The 15,529-nt window shown below is 70.8% G+C and carries 12 protein-coding genes; 4 read left to right on the top strand and 8 right to left on the bottom strand.

Going from position 1 to position 15,529, the window contains the following annotated elements; all coding sequences use genetic code 11:
- Positions 1-5 precede the first annotated feature (5 nt).
- Positions 6-764 (top strand): arginase family protein, encoded by a 759-nt coding sequence (locus ACQPYK_RS30330; RefSeq protein WP_433238184.1) that lies wholly within the window; start codon positions 6-8, stop codon positions 762-764.
- 168 nt (positions 765-932) lie between these two features.
- On the opposite strand, the gene ACQPYK_RS30325 is transcribed toward ACQPYK_RS30330, so the two are convergent.
- Together ACQPYK_RS30325 and ACQPYK_RS30320 are read right to left on the bottom strand one after the other, a co-directional pair.
- Positions 933-1,610 (bottom strand): hypothetical protein, encoded by a 678-nt coding sequence (locus tag ACQPYK_RS30325; protein WP_433238181.1) that lies wholly within the window; start codon positions 1,608-1,610, stop codon positions 933-935.
- 191 nt (positions 1,611-1,801) lie between these two features.
- Positions 1,802-3,214 carry a dihydrolipoyl dehydrogenase family protein gene (locus ACQPYK_RS30320; RefSeq protein WP_433238178.1) on the bottom strand — a complete coding sequence of 471 codons (1,413 nt, stop codon included), beginning with the start codon at positions 3,212-3,214 and terminating at the stop codon, positions 1,802-1,804.
- Positions 3,215-3,415: 201 nt separating this feature from the next.
- Here ACQPYK_RS30320 and ACQPYK_RS30315 point away from each other — a divergent pair, with 201 nt between their 5' ends.
- Together ACQPYK_RS30315 and ACQPYK_RS30310 are read left to right on the top strand one after the other, a co-directional pair.
- Positions 3,416-5,050, top strand: a complete 1,635-nt coding sequence (locus ACQPYK_RS30315) for a sensor histidine kinase (RefSeq protein WP_433238175.1) — start codon at positions 3,416-3,418, stop codon at positions 5,048-5,050.
- A 137-nt stretch (positions 5,051-5,187) separates the two neighbouring features.
- Positions 5,188-5,661 carry an Lrp/AsnC family transcriptional regulator gene (locus ACQPYK_RS30310; RefSeq protein ID WP_433238172.1) on the top strand — a complete coding sequence of 158 codons (474 nt, stop codon included), beginning with the start codon at positions 5,188-5,190 and terminating at the stop codon, positions 5,659-5,661.
- A gap of 184 nt (positions 5,662-5,845) precedes the next feature.
- On the opposite strand, the gene ACQPYK_RS30305 is transcribed toward ACQPYK_RS30310, so the two are convergent.
- The 6 genes from ACQPYK_RS30305 to ACQPYK_RS30280 all read right to left on the bottom strand — a co-directional run bounded on the left by ACQPYK_RS30305 (position 5,846) and on the right by ACQPYK_RS30280 (position 12,518).
- A complete protein-coding gene (locus tag ACQPYK_RS30305; RefSeq protein ID WP_433238169.1) occupies positions 5,846-6,814 on the bottom strand; it encodes an N-acetylglucosamine kinase in 969 nt (322 codons plus the stop codon).
- The gene (locus ACQPYK_RS30300; RefSeq protein ID WP_433238166.1) at positions 6,811-8,070 is read right to left on the bottom strand and encodes a 6-phospho-beta-glucosidase; all 1,260 of its coding nucleotides are present in this window, start codon (positions 8,068-8,070) and stop codon (positions 6,811-6,813) included. The genes ACQPYK_RS30305 and ACQPYK_RS30300 overlap by 4 nt, the downstream gene beginning before the upstream one ends.
- On the bottom strand, positions 8,067-8,960 hold the full coding sequence (locus tag ACQPYK_RS30295; protein WP_433238163.1) for a carbohydrate ABC transporter permease: 894 nt from the start codon (positions 8,958-8,960) through the stop codon (positions 8,067-8,069). The genes ACQPYK_RS30300 and ACQPYK_RS30295 overlap by 4 nt, the downstream gene beginning before the upstream one ends.
- Positions 8,957-9,907 (bottom strand): carbohydrate ABC transporter permease, encoded by a 951-nt coding sequence (locus ACQPYK_RS30290; RefSeq protein ID WP_433238160.1) that lies wholly within the window; start codon positions 9,905-9,907, stop codon positions 8,957-8,959. The genes ACQPYK_RS30295 and ACQPYK_RS30290 overlap by 4 nt, the downstream gene beginning before the upstream one ends.
- A 3-nt stretch (positions 9,908-9,910) precedes the next feature.
- Complete coding sequence (locus tag ACQPYK_RS30285; protein ID WP_433238157.1) at positions 9,911-11,254, bottom strand: ABC transporter substrate-binding protein; 1,344 nt, start codon at positions 11,252-11,254, stop codon at positions 9,911-9,913.
- 67 nt (positions 11,255-11,321) lie between these two features.
- On the bottom strand, positions 11,322-12,518 hold the full coding sequence (locus ACQPYK_RS30280) for an ROK family transcriptional regulator (RefSeq protein WP_433238154.1): 1,197 nt from the start codon (positions 12,516-12,518) through the stop codon (positions 11,322-11,324).
- 224 nt (positions 12,519-12,742) lie between these two features.
- Here ACQPYK_RS30280 and ACQPYK_RS30275 point away from each other — a divergent pair, with 224 nt between their 5' ends.
- Complete coding sequence (locus tag ACQPYK_RS30275) at positions 12,743-15,043, top strand: HelD family protein (protein ID WP_433258944.1); 2,301 nt, start codon at positions 12,743-12,745, stop codon at positions 15,041-15,043.
- The last annotated feature ends 486 nt before the right edge of the window (positions 15,044-15,529 follow it).

Below are 15,529 nucleotides of genomic sequence, written 5' to 3'. Positions count from 1 at the left end.
GAGCGTTGTCCCGGATAACAGTGATCGAGGTGCCCCAGTGGCAGGGGTCGTCCTCTCCGACGGCCACCCGGCTGATCGAGGGAGCGGCCCGGCTGGCCGCCATGATTCCCGATGCCGAGCACCTGCGCGTGCCGATCGCCGAGACTCTCGCGCAGACCGCCGTCAACACCCGTCAAGCGCTTTCGCAAGCGCAGAACGGATTCGTGGTCACAGTCGGCGGAGACTGCGGTGTAGAACTCGAACCGATCTCGGCGGTCCTGCGACAGCATGGCGAGCGGCTGGCGGTCGTGTGGTTCGACGCCCACGGCGACCTCAACACCCTCGCCTCCTCCCCCTCGGGCGCCTTCCACGGCATGGTGCTGCGCACACTGCTCGGCGACGGCCCGCCCGCGCTGGTTCCCGATCGGACACTCAAACCACAACGGGTCGCCCTGGTCGGGGTCCGGGCGCTGGATCCCGGCGAAACCGAGTTCGTACGGGAGGCGGGCATCGGTGACCTGTCCGCCCTTGCCGACGGGGCGGCGCTCTACATTCACCTTGATCTCGACGTGCTCGACCCGGCGTACTTCAGGTCCGTCGGCACACCGGAACCCGGCGGCCTTTCCGCCGAGGAACTGACCGCTCAGATCGCCGCTCTGACCTCACGGTTTGAGATCGTGGGACTCGGCATCACCGAATACGAACCCGTCCACCCCCAAGACGCCGACCTGCTCACCATTCTGATCCCTGAGCTTGTCAGGATCTGTAGCGCTTCGACCGCTTGACGGATCGAACGGCGTGCCACCCGGCCCGGGCTCGTCTCGTGCCGCTGACGAGTGGCAGGCCTGACCGCTGGGACACACTCCCGGCGTACTCGGCAAGCACTCGAACTCCGCGCCGTCCCTGATCGCCTACGACCGCTGAAGGCGGCCGGACCCCTGGGGCTCGATCGTTCAGGGGAGGGCGGGCAGGAGAAGCGGGAGGAACAGGGCCGCGGCGGAGGCGGCGGTGCAGGTCGCGGCGGTGAGGGCCGTGCGTGTGCGTGCCGCGGCCGTCGGGCGCAGCAGGAGGGGGGCCGACAGGCCCAGGGTCAGCAGCGTGACGAGCACCCACGGTCCGGCGGTGTGCGACGAGTCCGCCCGCTGGGCGATCAGGGTGAACAGCAGCAGGCCGCTGAACAGCCCCACGGCGATGTCGCCGCCGGCGTCCGGCCTGCGGCTGAGATACCCCACCAGTCCGAAGGCGACTATCGTGACGCCCAGCGTGGCCCTCCAGCCGCCGGCCTGGCTGAGCATGGTCTCGGTATGGTCCAGGCCGTGTGCGGTGAAGCGGCCGGCGGCCAGGCCCGCGGAGGCCAGGGCGCCGTTGAGGGCCGCCCATCCCGCCTGTGGCGAGCGGCGTGTCACGCCCAGGATCAGCGCGCCGTACAGGTAGGGGTCGTAGGCCGCGACGACGTCTCCGGGGAGCGTGCGGGCGAGCGATTGGCCGGCCAGGGCCAGGACCATACCCAGTGTCAGTCCCGCCGGCATCCCGCTCATGATGAGGCGCTCGCGCCGGTCCAGCGCCCGGAAATCGACCTGCCAGCTCGTTTCGCGCCGGTCGATGCGCATGCTCCTGTCTATGGCCGCCATGTCGCCCCCCTCGCTGCCCGGTGTTCGCCCGTCTGGCGTGGTGAACTTCACATTGCCGTTTTGCTGTGTCGAAAATATGACAAATAAGTCAAACAATGGTTTTTTCTCATGACCGAGTCATGAAGCTCACCGGCATGAGGCGCCCGTGAGCCGGGAGACGGCGGCCGGCACGCCGCCGTCCCCCGCGAGGCTCAGAGCCCGTACTCCTCCAGCAGCCGCAGCCACACCTCGCTCACCGTGGGGAAGGACGGAACGGCGTGCCACAGCTGGTCCAGCGTCACCTCGGCGGTCACCGCGACCGTCGCGGAGTGCAGCAGTTCGGCCACGCCCGGCCCGGCGAAGGTCACGCCGAGCAGGACGCGCCGGCGTTCGTCCACGACGGCCTTGGCCCTACCCCGGTAGCCGTCGCCGAGCAGGTAGGCCCCGGACACCGCGCCCAGGTCGTACTCGACCACGCGCACGTCGAATCCCTCGGCCCTGGCGGCGGCCTCGGTCCTGCCGACCGCGCAGATCTGCGGGTCGGTGAAGACCACCTGCGGCGCGCCGTACCCGTCCGCGGTGTCGCGCATCGCGGGCAGGTCGTCGCGCTCGTCCTTCGCCCGCGCCGTGATGACGTCGCCGCACACCCGCGCCTGGTACTTGCCCATGTGCGTTAGCAGGTTGCGGCCGTTGACGTCGCCCACGGCGTACAGCCAGCCGTCGGCGACCCCGGTCGCGCGCATGCTGTCGTCGACTCGCACCGGCTCGGTGTCCGGCAGGCCCACGGTGCCGAGCCCGAGGTCGCCGGTCGCGGAACGGCGGCCGGTGGCCACCAGCAGCTCGTCGGCCTCCACCGGCGGCCCCTCCGCGAGGTGAACGGTCACCGCGCCACCGGGCTCGGGCCGCTCCACCTTGGTGACCTGGACGCCGGTGCGCACCTCGACGCCGGCGTCGGCGAGCGAGGCGGCCAGGAGCTCGCCGGCGAACGGTTCCATCCGGCCGAGCAGCGAATGCCCGCGCACCAGCATCGTCGTCTCCCGGGCGCCCAGCCCGTGCAGGGCCTGCGCCATCTCGCAGGCCACCACGCCCCCGCCCAGGACGGCCAGCCGCTTCGGTACGGCCCGCACACCGGTCGCCTCGCGGCTCGTCCACGGCGCGGCCTCGGCCAGTCCCGGGATCGGCGGCGTCACCGGACGGCTGCCGGTGGCCAGCACGACGGCGTGCCGGGCGCGCAGCAGGCGGGTGGAGCCGTCACGCAGGGTCACCTCGACCTGCCGGGGACCGCGCAGCCGGCCGCGTCCTCGCACGAACTCCGCGGGGACACCCTTGATCCACTCCACCTGCCTGCCGTCGTCCAGGTGGGAGACGGCCTCGTCGCGTCGAGCGAGCACGGCCGCGACGTCGATCGGCTCCAGCGCCAGCCCGGGAACCCGGGCGACGTCCGCCGCGAGCTCCACCGGGCGCAGCAGCGCCTTGCTGGGGATGCAGGCCCAGTAGGAGCACTCTCCGCCGGCCAGCTCCTCCTCCACCACCGCGACGCGGAGTCCCCCGCGGACCACGCGGGCCACGACGTTCTCCCCCGCGGGGCCGGCGCCTATCACGACCACGTCGAACTCGTCGGACACGATTACCTCCCAGAGCAAACGAACCGGTCACCGTGAATCGGTGTGACGGCACCGGTCGCACCAGCTTCGCATCTCCGCCCCGGTGGGCGTGCTGTCGAGTGCCGTGATCGCTTACGACGGCGGCATCCCGTTCCGGTATCTTTCGTCAGCCGCCGGGTTTCCTTGCCTCCGGCGGATCGAGGGGCGCGAGATGGGGATCCGATGACCACCGACCGGACACGCACCGCCGGATTCCGGTGGAGCCGCTGGAGCGCGCAGACGTGGTTCAACGTCGTGCTGCTGGCGATGGTCGCGCTTCTCGGCCTGTCCGCGATGATCGGCGCCGGCGTCCTGCGGAACGCGGCGGAGGCCTCCAACCGTCTCATCGACGAGATCTCGGTCGGCAGGATCCAGGCGGAACGCCTGCAGACGGCTCTGGCGAACCAGGAGACCGGGCTGCAGGGCTTCGTCCTGACCGGCAAGGAGGAGTTCCTCCAGCCCTACCAGAACGGTCAGCGAGACCAGCGCGCCGCGGCGTCGCAGATCCGGGCGGTGGCGCCGATGGCGCGAGCCGTGGGGGAGCTGGACGCGGTGGAGCGGCTGTGCGCCCAGTGGCGTTCCCGGCACGCGGAGCCGATGATCGCGGCCGTGCGGAGCTCCGGGCCGGAGACCGTCACCGCCGGCCAGGCGGAGGAGAGCAAGCGGGCCTTCGACCGGATCCGCGGCGCGCTCGCCGACCAGAACGCCGCCTGGGCCCGGGCCAGGGACTCCGCGCGCGCCGACCTCGCCGGCGCCCGCACGGTCCGGGACGTGACCTTCTTCGGCATCCTGCTCGCCTTCCTGGCCACCGTCATCGCGGTGGCGGCGCTGCTGCGGACCGCGGTGTTCGGCCCCCTGGCGCGCCTGGGCGAGGCCTCGCGCCGCGTCACCAGCGGTGACTTCGAACACCACGTCGACACCGGCGGGCCCGCCGACCTCGCCGCGCTGGCCGGCGACATGGAGGCGATGCGCCGCCGGATCGTCAGCGAGCTGGAGGAGGCCCGCGCCTCCCGCCGGCAGATCGTCGCGCAGGCCGAGGAGCTGAAGCGCTCCAACGCCGAGCTCGAGCAGTTCGCCTACGTGGCCTCGCACGACCTACAGGAACCGCTGCGCAAGATCGCGTCCTTCTGCCAGATGCTCCAGCAGCGCTACGCGTCCCAACTCGACGAGAGGGCCAACACCTACATCGACTTCGCCGTCGACGGTGCCAAGCGCATGCAGGTGCTCATCAACGAGCTGCTCACCTTCTCCCGGGTAGGCCGTGTCCGCCGGGAACCCGTCGAGGTGGACCTCAACGACGCGGTCGACAGGGCGCTGAGCAACCTCTCCGCCGCCGTGGAGGAGTCCGAGGCCGAGATCGAGGTCGGCGACCTGCCGGTGCTCGTCGGTGACCGGACCCTGTTGGTGATGCTCTGGCAGAACCTGATCGGCAACTCCCTGAAGTTCCGCAGCCCCGGCCGCCGGCCGCACATCCGCATCGAGGCCGAAGAGCAGGACGGGCAGTGGCGGATGACCCTGACCGACAACGGGATCGGCATCGCCGCCAATTTCGCCGACAAGATCTTCGTGATCTTCCAGCGGCTGCACCACCGCGACGCCTACGAGGGCACCGGAATCGGCCTGGCACTCTGCCGGAAGATCGTGGAACAGCACCACGGGAAGATCTGGCTGGACACCGGCTACACCGACGGAGCCCGTTTCGTCATCACCCTGCCCGCCGCGCCGGCCGCCTCGACGGACGCGGTCTCCGAGCCGCCCGAGGCGTCCAAGTCGTCCGAGGAGTCCAAGGCGTCCGGGACGTCCGAGGCGGCGGGCTGAGGCCCCCGACGACCTGGCCGGCCCGGGTCCCCGGACGTCCCGGGATCCCCCACGCGGAGCGGGCGGAGCGGGTTTGGGACCATGCCGTGACCCTGGAGCGGCGCGGATGGCCACCGGGTGCCGTTACCGTTGATCGGGTGGAGGAGATAGACCGCCGGATCGTGACATTGCTGGCCAAGGACGGCCGGATGAGTTTCACCGACCTCGCCAGGGAGACCGGGCTGTCGGTGTCGGCGGTGCACCAGCGGGTGCGTCGGCTGGAGAAGCGCGGGGTGGTGCGGGGATACGCGGCGCTCGTGGACTACGACGCGATCGGGCTCTCGCTCACCGCGTTCGTGTCCATCAAGCCGATCGACCCCGCCGCCGCCGACGACGCCCCCGACCGGCTGGCCCACCTGAGCGCCATCGAAGCCTGCCACAGCGTGGCCGGCGACGAGAGCTACATCCTGAAGGTGCGGGTGGCCTCGCCGATCGCGCTGGAGGAGCTGCTCAACCAGATCCGCACCTCGGCCAACGTCTCGACCCGGACGACGGTGGTGCTCAGCACGCCGTACGAACACCGTCCGCCCGAGCTGGTCGAGCCGGGCGCCAAGCCCGACGAGCCCATCTGACCTTCCCGGCGGTTCGCCGTCACAGCTCCCGGCGGCCCGCGTCCGCTCCGGGCGGGGGCCGCCGTCACAGCTCCCGGCGGCCCGCGTCCGCTCCGGGCGGTGCGGCAAGGCAGGCCCCCTCCCGTTTCGGCGAAACACGCGGCGGGTACGGCCCGGCCCCGGCGCGGGCCGTACCCGCCCGAACTCACGTCATGGCGTGGAAGCGGGCGCGCAGACGTGCCTTGGCCTCTTCCGTGGCGCCCAGGGCGTCCAGGCCGAGCAGGGCGGCGCCCACGATGGGCGGGACGTCCGCGACGATCAGCTTGGTCTGGGGGGCCTGCTCGGTGAAGCGCCGCTCGATCAGCTCGCTCAGCAGCGGGTCGCGGGCGGTCAGCACGCCGCCGCCCAGGACGACCTCCATCGGGGTGTCCAGCAGGTTCAGGCGGCGCAGCGCCGCCACCGCGAGGACGGCGATCTCGTCGGCCATCCTCACCATGATCGACAGAGCCGTCGCGTCCCCGTCGGCGGCCACGGCCATCAGCACCGGCACCAGCTCGTGCAACCTCGACGGGGGAAGGTCGCCGAAGTGGATGCCGAGGGCCACCTCCTCGACCGTCCGGGCGCCGAAGTGCTCACGGACGGCACGTTCCAGCGCGGTGGCCGGCCCCCGGCCGTCCTCGGCCCGGATCGCGTGCCAGAGCGCCTCCTCGCCCAGGCCCATCCCGCCGCCCCAGTCGCCGGTGAGCCGGCCGAGGGCCGGATACCTGGCGACCTCCCCGGTGGGGGAGACCGCCACGGCGTTGACCCCGGCCCCGCACACCACGGCCACGCCGGCGGGCCCGGAAGCCCCGGCGCGCAGCAGCGCGAAGGTGTCGTTGCCGACCACCACCTCCCGGCCGTACCCACGGGCGAGGATCTCGTCGCGGATGGCCTCCTCCTCGACCGGCAGGTCGGCGCCGGCCACGTAGGCGGCCACGTGGTCGGCGAACGGCGGCCTCATGTCCGGGTCGAGCAGCCGTACGGCGTCGCCGATCGCGTCGATCGCGACGCCCACCCCCGCGCTCTGCGGCTCGAAGGCCGCGCCGCGGCCGGTGGCCAGGACGGAGCCGTCCTCGGCGACCAGCGCGACGTCGGTCTTGCTGTTGCCGCCGTCCACGGCCAGGACGGTTCTCACGCGGTCGCCCAGGACAGGTGCCGGCGGTTGGCGTCGATGAGCCGCTGGGCCAGGTTCTCCGACAGCGAGGCCTGGCCGATCAGCGGGTGGGCCAGCAACGCGTCCGAGACGCGTCGCCGGCCGCCGTGCCGGGCCGCCTCCAGCGCCAGCGTCTCGTAGGCCGTCACGTGGGCGATGAGCCCGGCGAAAAGGGGTTCGACGGGGTCCACCGGCAGTGCCGTCGCGCCCGCGGCGGTGATCCTGGCCGGCACCTCGATCACCGCGTCGTCGGCCAGGAACGGCAGCGTGCCGTCATTGCGCAGGTTGACCACCTGGACGTCACCGCGGTCGCCGAGCAGCGAGGCGATCAACGCCACCGCGGCCTCGGAGTAGAACGCGCCACCCCGCTTCTCCAGCAGTTCGGGTTTGGTGTTCACCGACGGGTCGGCGTACATCTCCAGCAGCGTGGCCTCCATCGCCGCGACCTCCGCCGCACGCGACGGCTTGACCTTCTGCTCCCCCACCACGAGGTCGTGCTCGTAGAAGTACCGAAGGTAGTAGGAGGGCACCACGCCCAGGTGGCGGACCAGCCCGGCCGGCAGGCCGATGTCCTGGGCGATCTCCTCGCCGTGCTCGTCCAGCAGCTTCGGCAGGACGTCCACCCCGTCCAGGTGGACGGCCCGTTCCCAGGTCAGGTGGTTCAGGCCGACATGGCCCAGGGAGATCTGCTCCGGGGAGACGCCCAGTTTCGCGGCGAAGCGGCGCTGGAAGCCGATCGCCACGTTGCACAGGCCGATGGCCCGGTGACCGGCCTCAAGCAGCGCCCTGGTGACGATGCCCACCGGGTTGGTGAAGTCGACGATCCAGGCGTCGGGCGCGTGCCGGCGGACCTTCTCGGCGATGTCCAGCACCACCGGGACCGTGCGCAGGGCCTTGGCCAGGCCGCCCGCGCCGGTGGTCTCCTGGCCGACGCAGCCGCACTCCAGCGGCAGCGTCTCGTCCACGTTGCGCGCGGCCTGGCCGCCGACGCGCAGCTGGAGCAGGACCGCCTGGGCCCCGGCCACGCCCTCCTCGACCGAGGCGGTCGCGACTACCTCGGCCGGGTGACCGGCGTGCGCCAGCATCCGCCGGGCCATCCCGGAGATCAGCTCCAGCCGGTGGAGGTCCGGGTCGACCAGCGCGATCTCGGTGAGGGGGAGTTCGTCCCGCAGCCGCGCGAATCCGTCGATCAGCTCCGGCGTGTACGTCGAGCCGCCCCCGACAACGGCGAGTTTCACCCTTTTACTCCTGTCAGCGTGACGCCCTCGATGAAGACCCTCTGGGCGAAGAAGAACACGATGATCACCGGGGCCATGACGAGGAGGGTCGCCGCCATGGTGAGGTTCCACTGCACGCTGTGCAGGGCCCGGAAGGACGCCAGTCCGAGGGACAGCGTCCAGTTTTCCTCGTTGGTCTGGGCGTACAGCAGCGGCCCGTAGTAGTCGTTCCAGCAGTAGAAGAACTGGAACAGGGCCACCGCCGCGATCGCCGGCCGTGCCATCGGCAGGATCACCCTGAGCAGGGTCCGCAGGTCCGAGCAGCCGTCCACGCGGGCGGCCTCGGTGTACTCCTTGGGGATCGTGACCAGGAACTGCCGCAGCAGGAAGATCGAGAAGGCGTCGCCGAGCAACATGGGCAGGATCAGCGGCCACAGCGTGCCGGTGAGGTCGAACCGCGCCCAGATGAGGTAGACCGGGACGGCGACGACCTGAGGCGGCAGCATCATCATCGTGATGACCGCCAGGAAGGCCAGCTTGCGCCCGCGGAAGCGGAAGCGGGCCATCGCGTAGGCCACCGGGATCGACGACAGCAGCATGAACAGGGTGCCGAGCCCGGCGTACATGAACGTGTTGCCCAGCCAGCCCAGCAGCTGTGACTTGGCGAACACCTCGGCGAAGTTGCCCCAGTTCCAGGTGTCCGGCCACAGGTCGCCGGTGAGCGCCTGGTCGTCGCTCATCAGCGCGGTCAGCGCCACGAACACCAGCGGGCCGATGAACATCACCGACAGCGCCACGGCCAGGGCATGGGTGGCGACCCAGTACAGCGCCCTGCGGACGCGGGTGCCGCGCGCGTCCGCCCGGCGGACGGGGGAGGCGGTGGCGGGCGGCCTGGTGGCCAGGGTGGTCACCGGTTGCCTCCTTCGTCGTCGGTGAGCGCGCGGAACTGACGGAGCAGGACGAGAGTGAAGATCATGGAAGCGGCGAAGAGCAGCAGCGCCAGCACGCAGGCGTAGCCCATGCTGAAGTCACGGAAACCCATCTGGAACAGCCATTGGGGCAGCGTCAGGGTCGACATCTCCGGATAGCCGGGCACGAACGCGCTGCCGGGGGAGTCGGTGACCCCGGAGGCGACCCGGGAGGCGATCATCGCCTGGGTGAAGTACTGCAGGGCGTAGATGACGCCGGTGACCGTGGAGAACATCAGCACCGGGGAGATCGTCGGCAGCGTGATGCTCCGGAACTGCCGCCATCCGCCCGCTCCGTCGATGGCCGCGGCCTCGTACAGGTGCTTGGGCACGTCCAGCAACGCCGCCAGGAAGATCATCATCGTGTTGCCGATGCCCCACATGGCCAGCAGGGTCAGGCCGGGCTTGGCCCAGTCCTTGTCGCCGAACCAGTCGGGGGCGGCGACGCCGAAGAACTCGATGATCTGGTTGAGCGGCCCCGAGGGGTTCATCAGGAAGACGAAGGAGACGGTCCCGGCCACCAGCGGCACCAGCGACGGCAGGTAGAACACCGTGCGGAAGAAGCCGGCGCCCGCCTTCAGACGGGTGAGCAGCTGGGCCACGGCCAGGCCGAACAGCACCTGGGCGGGCACCATGAACACCACCAGCCACAGCGTGTTCTTGATGGAGGTCCAGGCCCGGTCGTCGTGCAGGAAGTAGCGGTAGTTGTCCAGGCCGGTGAACTCCAGCGTGAACAGGTCGTAGCGCTGGAAGGAGAAGTAGACCGTCGCCGCCAGCGGGTACACGAAGAAGACCGCGAACCCGACCAGCCAGGGCGACATCCACAGCAGGGCCTTGAGGCCCTCGCCGCGTGGCCGCAGGGGCGGCGCGGCGCGGGTGATGCTGCTCATGGATCAGCCCCCGGAGAGCTTCAGCTTGTCGTCGACCCGCTTGTCGACCCCGGCCAGACCGGCGTCGAGGTCCGCGACGGAGCCCTTCTCCCACTGGTGCATGAACTCCTGGATCGCCTCCTGGTTGAAGCTGCTGTTGACGCTGGAGGGCACCGTGCTGGTCTTGGGGTGGGCGAAGATGTCGAGGAAGGTCTGGAAGTTCGCGTCCTTCTTCAGCTCCGGCGACTCCAGCGAGGCCTTGGTGGTCGGCACGTTGCGCACCGCGTTGGAGAGGGTGACCAGGGCCTGGGTGTCGGTGGTCAGATACTTCACCAGCTCCCAGGCGACCTGCGGGTTCTTCGCGCCCTTGGGCACGCCGATCACGGTTCCCGAGGTGAAGCCGCTGCCGTACAGGTCGGGCTTGTCGTCGGCCACGGGAAGCGGCGCGGTGCCGTAGTCGAGGCCCTTGGCCTCATTGGCGATCATGGCGTTGCGCCACTCGCCGTCGAGCACCATGGCGACCTTGCCCTTGTAGAACGGATGGTCGGTCGACCACTCCTGGCCCAGGCCCTTGCGGAACTTGTCGAGTTTGTCGTAGCCGTACCAGTCGACGAGGTCCTTCTGCCACCGCAGGAACTGTTTCCAGGCCGGGTCCGAGCCGATCGCCGAGGTGCCGTCCTCGTTGTACCACTTCGCGCCGACCATCGGAGCGAGGTGCGAGGCGCCGTTCTCGTAGTACTGGGAGCTCGGGATGAATCCGGCGACCTTGATGGTGCCGTCCGGGTCGCGGACGGTGAGCCTCTTGGCGAGTTCGGTCAGCTCCGACAGCGTCTTGGGCGGCTGGGCGCCTTTCATCAGAGCCTTGTTGTAGTAGAGGCCGTAGGCGTCGGCGAGCAGCGGCATCACGCACCGTTTGCCGGCGAACTCGGTGTAGGCACGCGACGCCTCCGGGATCACCGACAGGTCGATGCCGTCCTGTTTGATCACCGGCGTGAGGTCCTGGAACGTTCCGCTCTTGCACCACTGCGCCACGTTGTCGGTGGTGAAGGAGGAGGCGACGTCCGGTGCCTTACCGCCGCGCACGGCCTGGGTGATCTGGTCGTCCTGCACGCCTTTGACCAGTTTTACGGTGATCTGCGGATATTTCTTGCGGAAGCCGGCGACGGCGTCCTCGAACGACTTCACCTCCGCGGGAGAGGTGAAGCCGTGCCACAGCTCGATGGAGGCGGCCGGGAGGGAAGTGGACGCCGAGCCCGAGGGCTTCGGCTGGGAACCGAGCGCGGGCGCGCTCTCCTTGCCCGCGGTGCAGGCGGTCAGGGCCGCGGCCGTGAGGGCGGCCATGGCGAGGATGGGAAGGCGTCGGCGCACGACGGCGGCCTCCTTGCGTGGGGGGTTCACGAGGGGACGTGGAGCTTTTCTCGAAGGGGCGGGCGGATCAGGAGGGGACGGTGGAGCTGAAGACCTCGTCGCGGGTGGTGGCGAGGGCGAGATCGAGCGCGCCGGCGAGGACGGGGTTGCCCTCGACGGTCGACAGCAGCAGTGGCGGCCGGGGGATGGTCAGCGCGTGCAACTCGTGCTCGACGAGCTCGCGCAGGGTCTCGCCGCCGGCCAGCAGGGTCCCCCCGGTCAGCACGATGATCTCGGGGTCGATGACCGAGGTGATCGAGGCGAGGCCGACCGCCAGCCGGGCGGCGATGTCGCGCAGCCCGGCGCGGGCGTCGTCGGCGCGCTTGCCGGTGGCCTGCGTGGTCTGCACGGCGTTCCGTACGGCCTGCGCGGGAGTGGTGCCGCGCAGGCCGTACGATCTGAGGATCTTGAGCACGGCGGGACCGCCGGTGAGGGCCTGGTAGCCGTGGTTGGCGTAGCGTCCCGCCTCGCGGGCCGTGGGCGCGCCGGGGGTGGGCATGTAGCCGACCTCGCCGGCGCCGCCGGTGGCGCCGCGATGCAGCCGGCCACCCAGCACCAGTGCCGAGCCGAGCCCCTCGTCGGCCCACAGCAGCACGAAGTCCTGATGGCCGTGGGCCACGCCGTGCGCCTGCTCGGCCTGCGCGACGAGGTTGACGTCGTTCTCGACGGCGACCTGGACGCCGAGCCCGTCGCTGAGGGTGGGCACCAGGTCCGGGATGTGCCAGCCGGGCATGTCCTTGCTGGTGGCGTAGCCCAGCCTGCCGGTGCTCGGGTCGATCGCGCCCTGCACGCCGATGACCGCGCGTCGCAGGTCGGCGGGGGCTCCGGCGCCGTCCAGGGCGGCGCGGACCCGTTCCACCACGTCTCCGGCCGAGCGGCCGGGGGTGGGCAGCCGGTGCTCGCCGATCACCGTGCCGGTGATGTCGGCGACCCTGACGTCGATGTGCGCGGGAGTGACGTCCAGCGCCGCGACGTGGGCGGCGGCCGGATTGAGCCGGTAGACCTCGGCGGTACGGCCCGGCAGTCCTTCGCGGATGCCGTTCAGCACGACCAGTCCCGCCTCCTGGAGGCGGGCGAGCAGCTGGGAGGCCGTAGGCTTGGACAGGCCTGTCAGGGCGCCGATCTCCGGCCGGGTCAGCGGGCCGCGCTCCAGTAACGCCTGCAGCGCGGCGCGGTCGTTGATCGCGCGTAGCAGGCTCGGGGTGCCCGGCGTCGGCTGAGTCACAGATCCTCCGTGTCCGCGTGTTCCTGAATGAAGCCTGTATAGCAGAGTTAGGAAAGTTTCCTAACTTGGAGTGAATGTAAGGAACCCGTGCGAATCTCGTCAAGCATGAAGGGCGCGCCGCAATCAACCTGTGATGGCGAGGGGAGGGGCGAACATCTCGACGGACCTGCTAAGGTGATGGTTTGTCATAACAACAAGCCAATGGCCCGGAGTATCCCATTACTATCAACGATAATGGAGCGACGGCAACCCGTCAACTCGAGCTCGCCAAGGAGCAGGAGTATGTCTCCGGCCTCTACGCACGGCTCGACCTGTTGCGTGAGCGCACCCAGCGGCAGCTGGACGGGGTGCTGGCACAGGGCGGGGGCGGGGGCACGCACCAGAACCGCTCCGAGCGCGACACCTTCGCCGGGATGTACGCCGAACGGCTGGGCCGCCTGTGGGCGGTCGAGAACGGCCTGTGCTTCGGGAGGCTCGACAACGCCGACCACACCTCCCTCTATATCGGCCGCATCGGCCTCGCCGACGACGAGCAGCGGAGGCTGCTGATCGACTGGCGGGCCCCGGTGGCCCAGCCGTTCTACGGAGCCACCCCCGCCGCCTCGATGGGCGTCACCCGCCGCCGTCACCTGCAGACCAAGGGGCGCACGGTGATCGGCGTCGACGACGACCTGCTCGACCTCGACAACCTCACCGACGACGACGTGGCCACCCTCAACGGCGAGGCCGCACTGCTCGCCTCCCTCGCGGCCAGACGTACCGGGCGGATGCGCGACATCGTGGCCACCATCCAGTCCGAGCAGGACCGCATCATCCGCTCGGACCTGGGCGGCGTGCTCGTCGTGCAGGGCGGTCCGGGCACGGGCAAGACCGTGGTGGCCCTGCACAGGGCGGCCTATCTTCTCTACACCCACCGCGACAAGCTCGCCCGGCGGGGCGTGCTCATCCTCGGGCCCAACCTGACCTTCCTGCGCTACATCGAGCAGGTGCTGCCCTCCCTCGGCGAGACCGACGTGTTGCTGTCCACGGTCGCCGAGCTGTACCCGGGGGTCGTCCCCACGGTCAGGGAGCGGCCCGAGGTGGCCGCGCTCAAGGGCGACGGGCGGATGGCCGAGATCGTGGCGCGGGCCGTGCGGGAACGGCAGCGGGTGCCGCGCCAGCCGGTCGAGATCCGTCTCGACCGCTACACCCTCAAACTCGACGGCCGCGTGCTGGAGGCCGCCCGGACCCGGGCGATCCGCTCCAGGAGGCCGCACAACGAGGCGCGCGGGATCTTCGTCCGCCACCTGCTCAACGCGCTCGCCCGGCAGGCCGCCAGGCAGCTCGGCAAGGGCATGATCGACGACGACGAGCTGGCCGACCTCCGCGAGGACCTCCGCACGGAACGGCCCGTCAAGGCCGCCCTGAACAGGCTGTGGCCCTACACCACCCCGCAGCAGCTCCTCATCGGGCTGTTCACCTCGCGCGAGCGGCTCGACTACGCCGCCGGCGAGCTCGGCGCGGCCGAGCGTGAGCTGCTGCTGCGCGAGCCTCCCCGTCAGGGGGAGAACTGGTGGGCCGAGTCCGACGTGCCGCTGCTGGACGAGGCCGCCGAGCTGCTCGGCGACATCGATCCGGCGGTGCTGCGCGCGGGAGCGTGGATCGCCGAGGAGGAGCAGGCCGCCAGGCGCGCCGCCGCGCTGGACGAACACCGGCACCAGCTGACCTACGCCAAGGAGGTGCTGGAGCTGACCGGGCTGTCCGACATCATGGACGCCGAGAAGTTCGCCGCCCGGCACCTCGGCGACGACGTCTACCTGACCACCGCCGAGCGCGCCGCGGCCGACCGCACCTGGGCCTTCGGCCATGTCATCGTGGACGAGGCGCAGGAGCTGTCGGCGATGGACTGGCGGATGGTGATGCGGCGGGTCCCGACCCGGTCGATGACGATCGTCGGCGACCTGGCGCAGACCGGGTCCGCGGCGGGCGCGCACTCCTGGGGCCGGGTGCTCGATCCGTACGTGTCCGGGCGCTGGCGCGAGGAGCACCTCAGCGTCAACTACCGGACCCCGGCCGAGCTGATGGCGGTCGCCGCCGACGTGCTCAAGCTGGTCGGTCCCGATCTCGTCGCGCCCACCTCGGTCCGGGAGACGGGCGCCGCCCCCTGGGCCGCCTCCCCGGTGGAGGCCCTCGCCGACGTCGTCAAGGCCGATGTCGTCGAGGGCGGGCGGCTGGTCGTGATCGTGCCCGAGTCCGGCATGGACCGGTTCGGTGAGATCGTGACACAGGCGGTCGACGGCGCGGTGGCCGGACCGGGCGCCGCCGCGCTGGACGCCCCCGTGGCGGTCCTGACGGTCGCGCAGGCCAAGGGGCTGGAGTTCGACGCGGTCATCGTGGTGGAACCGGAGCTGATCCTGCGAGAATCGCCCCGCGGGGCGAGCGATCTTTACGTCGCGATGACCCGTGCGACGCAGCGTCTTGGCATCGTGCACTCCGGGCCGCTGCCCGAAGCGCTCGCTCGACTTGAGCGACTTCCGATCACATGAGACCATTGACGGCTCTCGTCGATCATGTCCCAGCTGCGAAAACTTGATGTTTCCGCTGTTAGGGACACGGTTGACATCTGCGCTGGGGTCGGTAGTTTGCTGCCCAGTCCAGCACGGGACTGGCCGGTCGGCCGTCCCTGACATCGTCGGTTCCTGCGCCCGTGACGGGGGGTGACTCCGTCCGTACAGCCAGGCGCAGGGCTGGCGTTTCGTCGGGGCGGGGCACCCCGACCGGGCGGGGGGTTGGACCCAGGAGGGGTCCGGACACCCAGTAGACAACGGCAATCCGCGCTCGCCGCCGACGGGACGGAACCGGTCCGAAGGGTTGTCCGGGCCCTCTTCCCGCTCCCGTGCCGAGCGCCGCAAGCGCCGGGGTGATCCCCAGGGCATCCGTCCGCCCTGGGGATCACCCCGTTGCCGTGCTCGTCCCGGCCGCCTCGCTTTGGGGGTGCGCCCGGGAGAGCGGTACCGTTCGGGCTAGACAGT

It is taken from the genome of Streptosporangium sp. CA-135522, assembly GCF_050949235.1.
GTDB lineage: Bacteria > Actinomycetota > Actinomycetes > Streptosporangiales > Streptosporangiaceae > Streptosporangium.
This window is presented reverse-complemented; position numbering and strand designations above follow the sequence as displayed.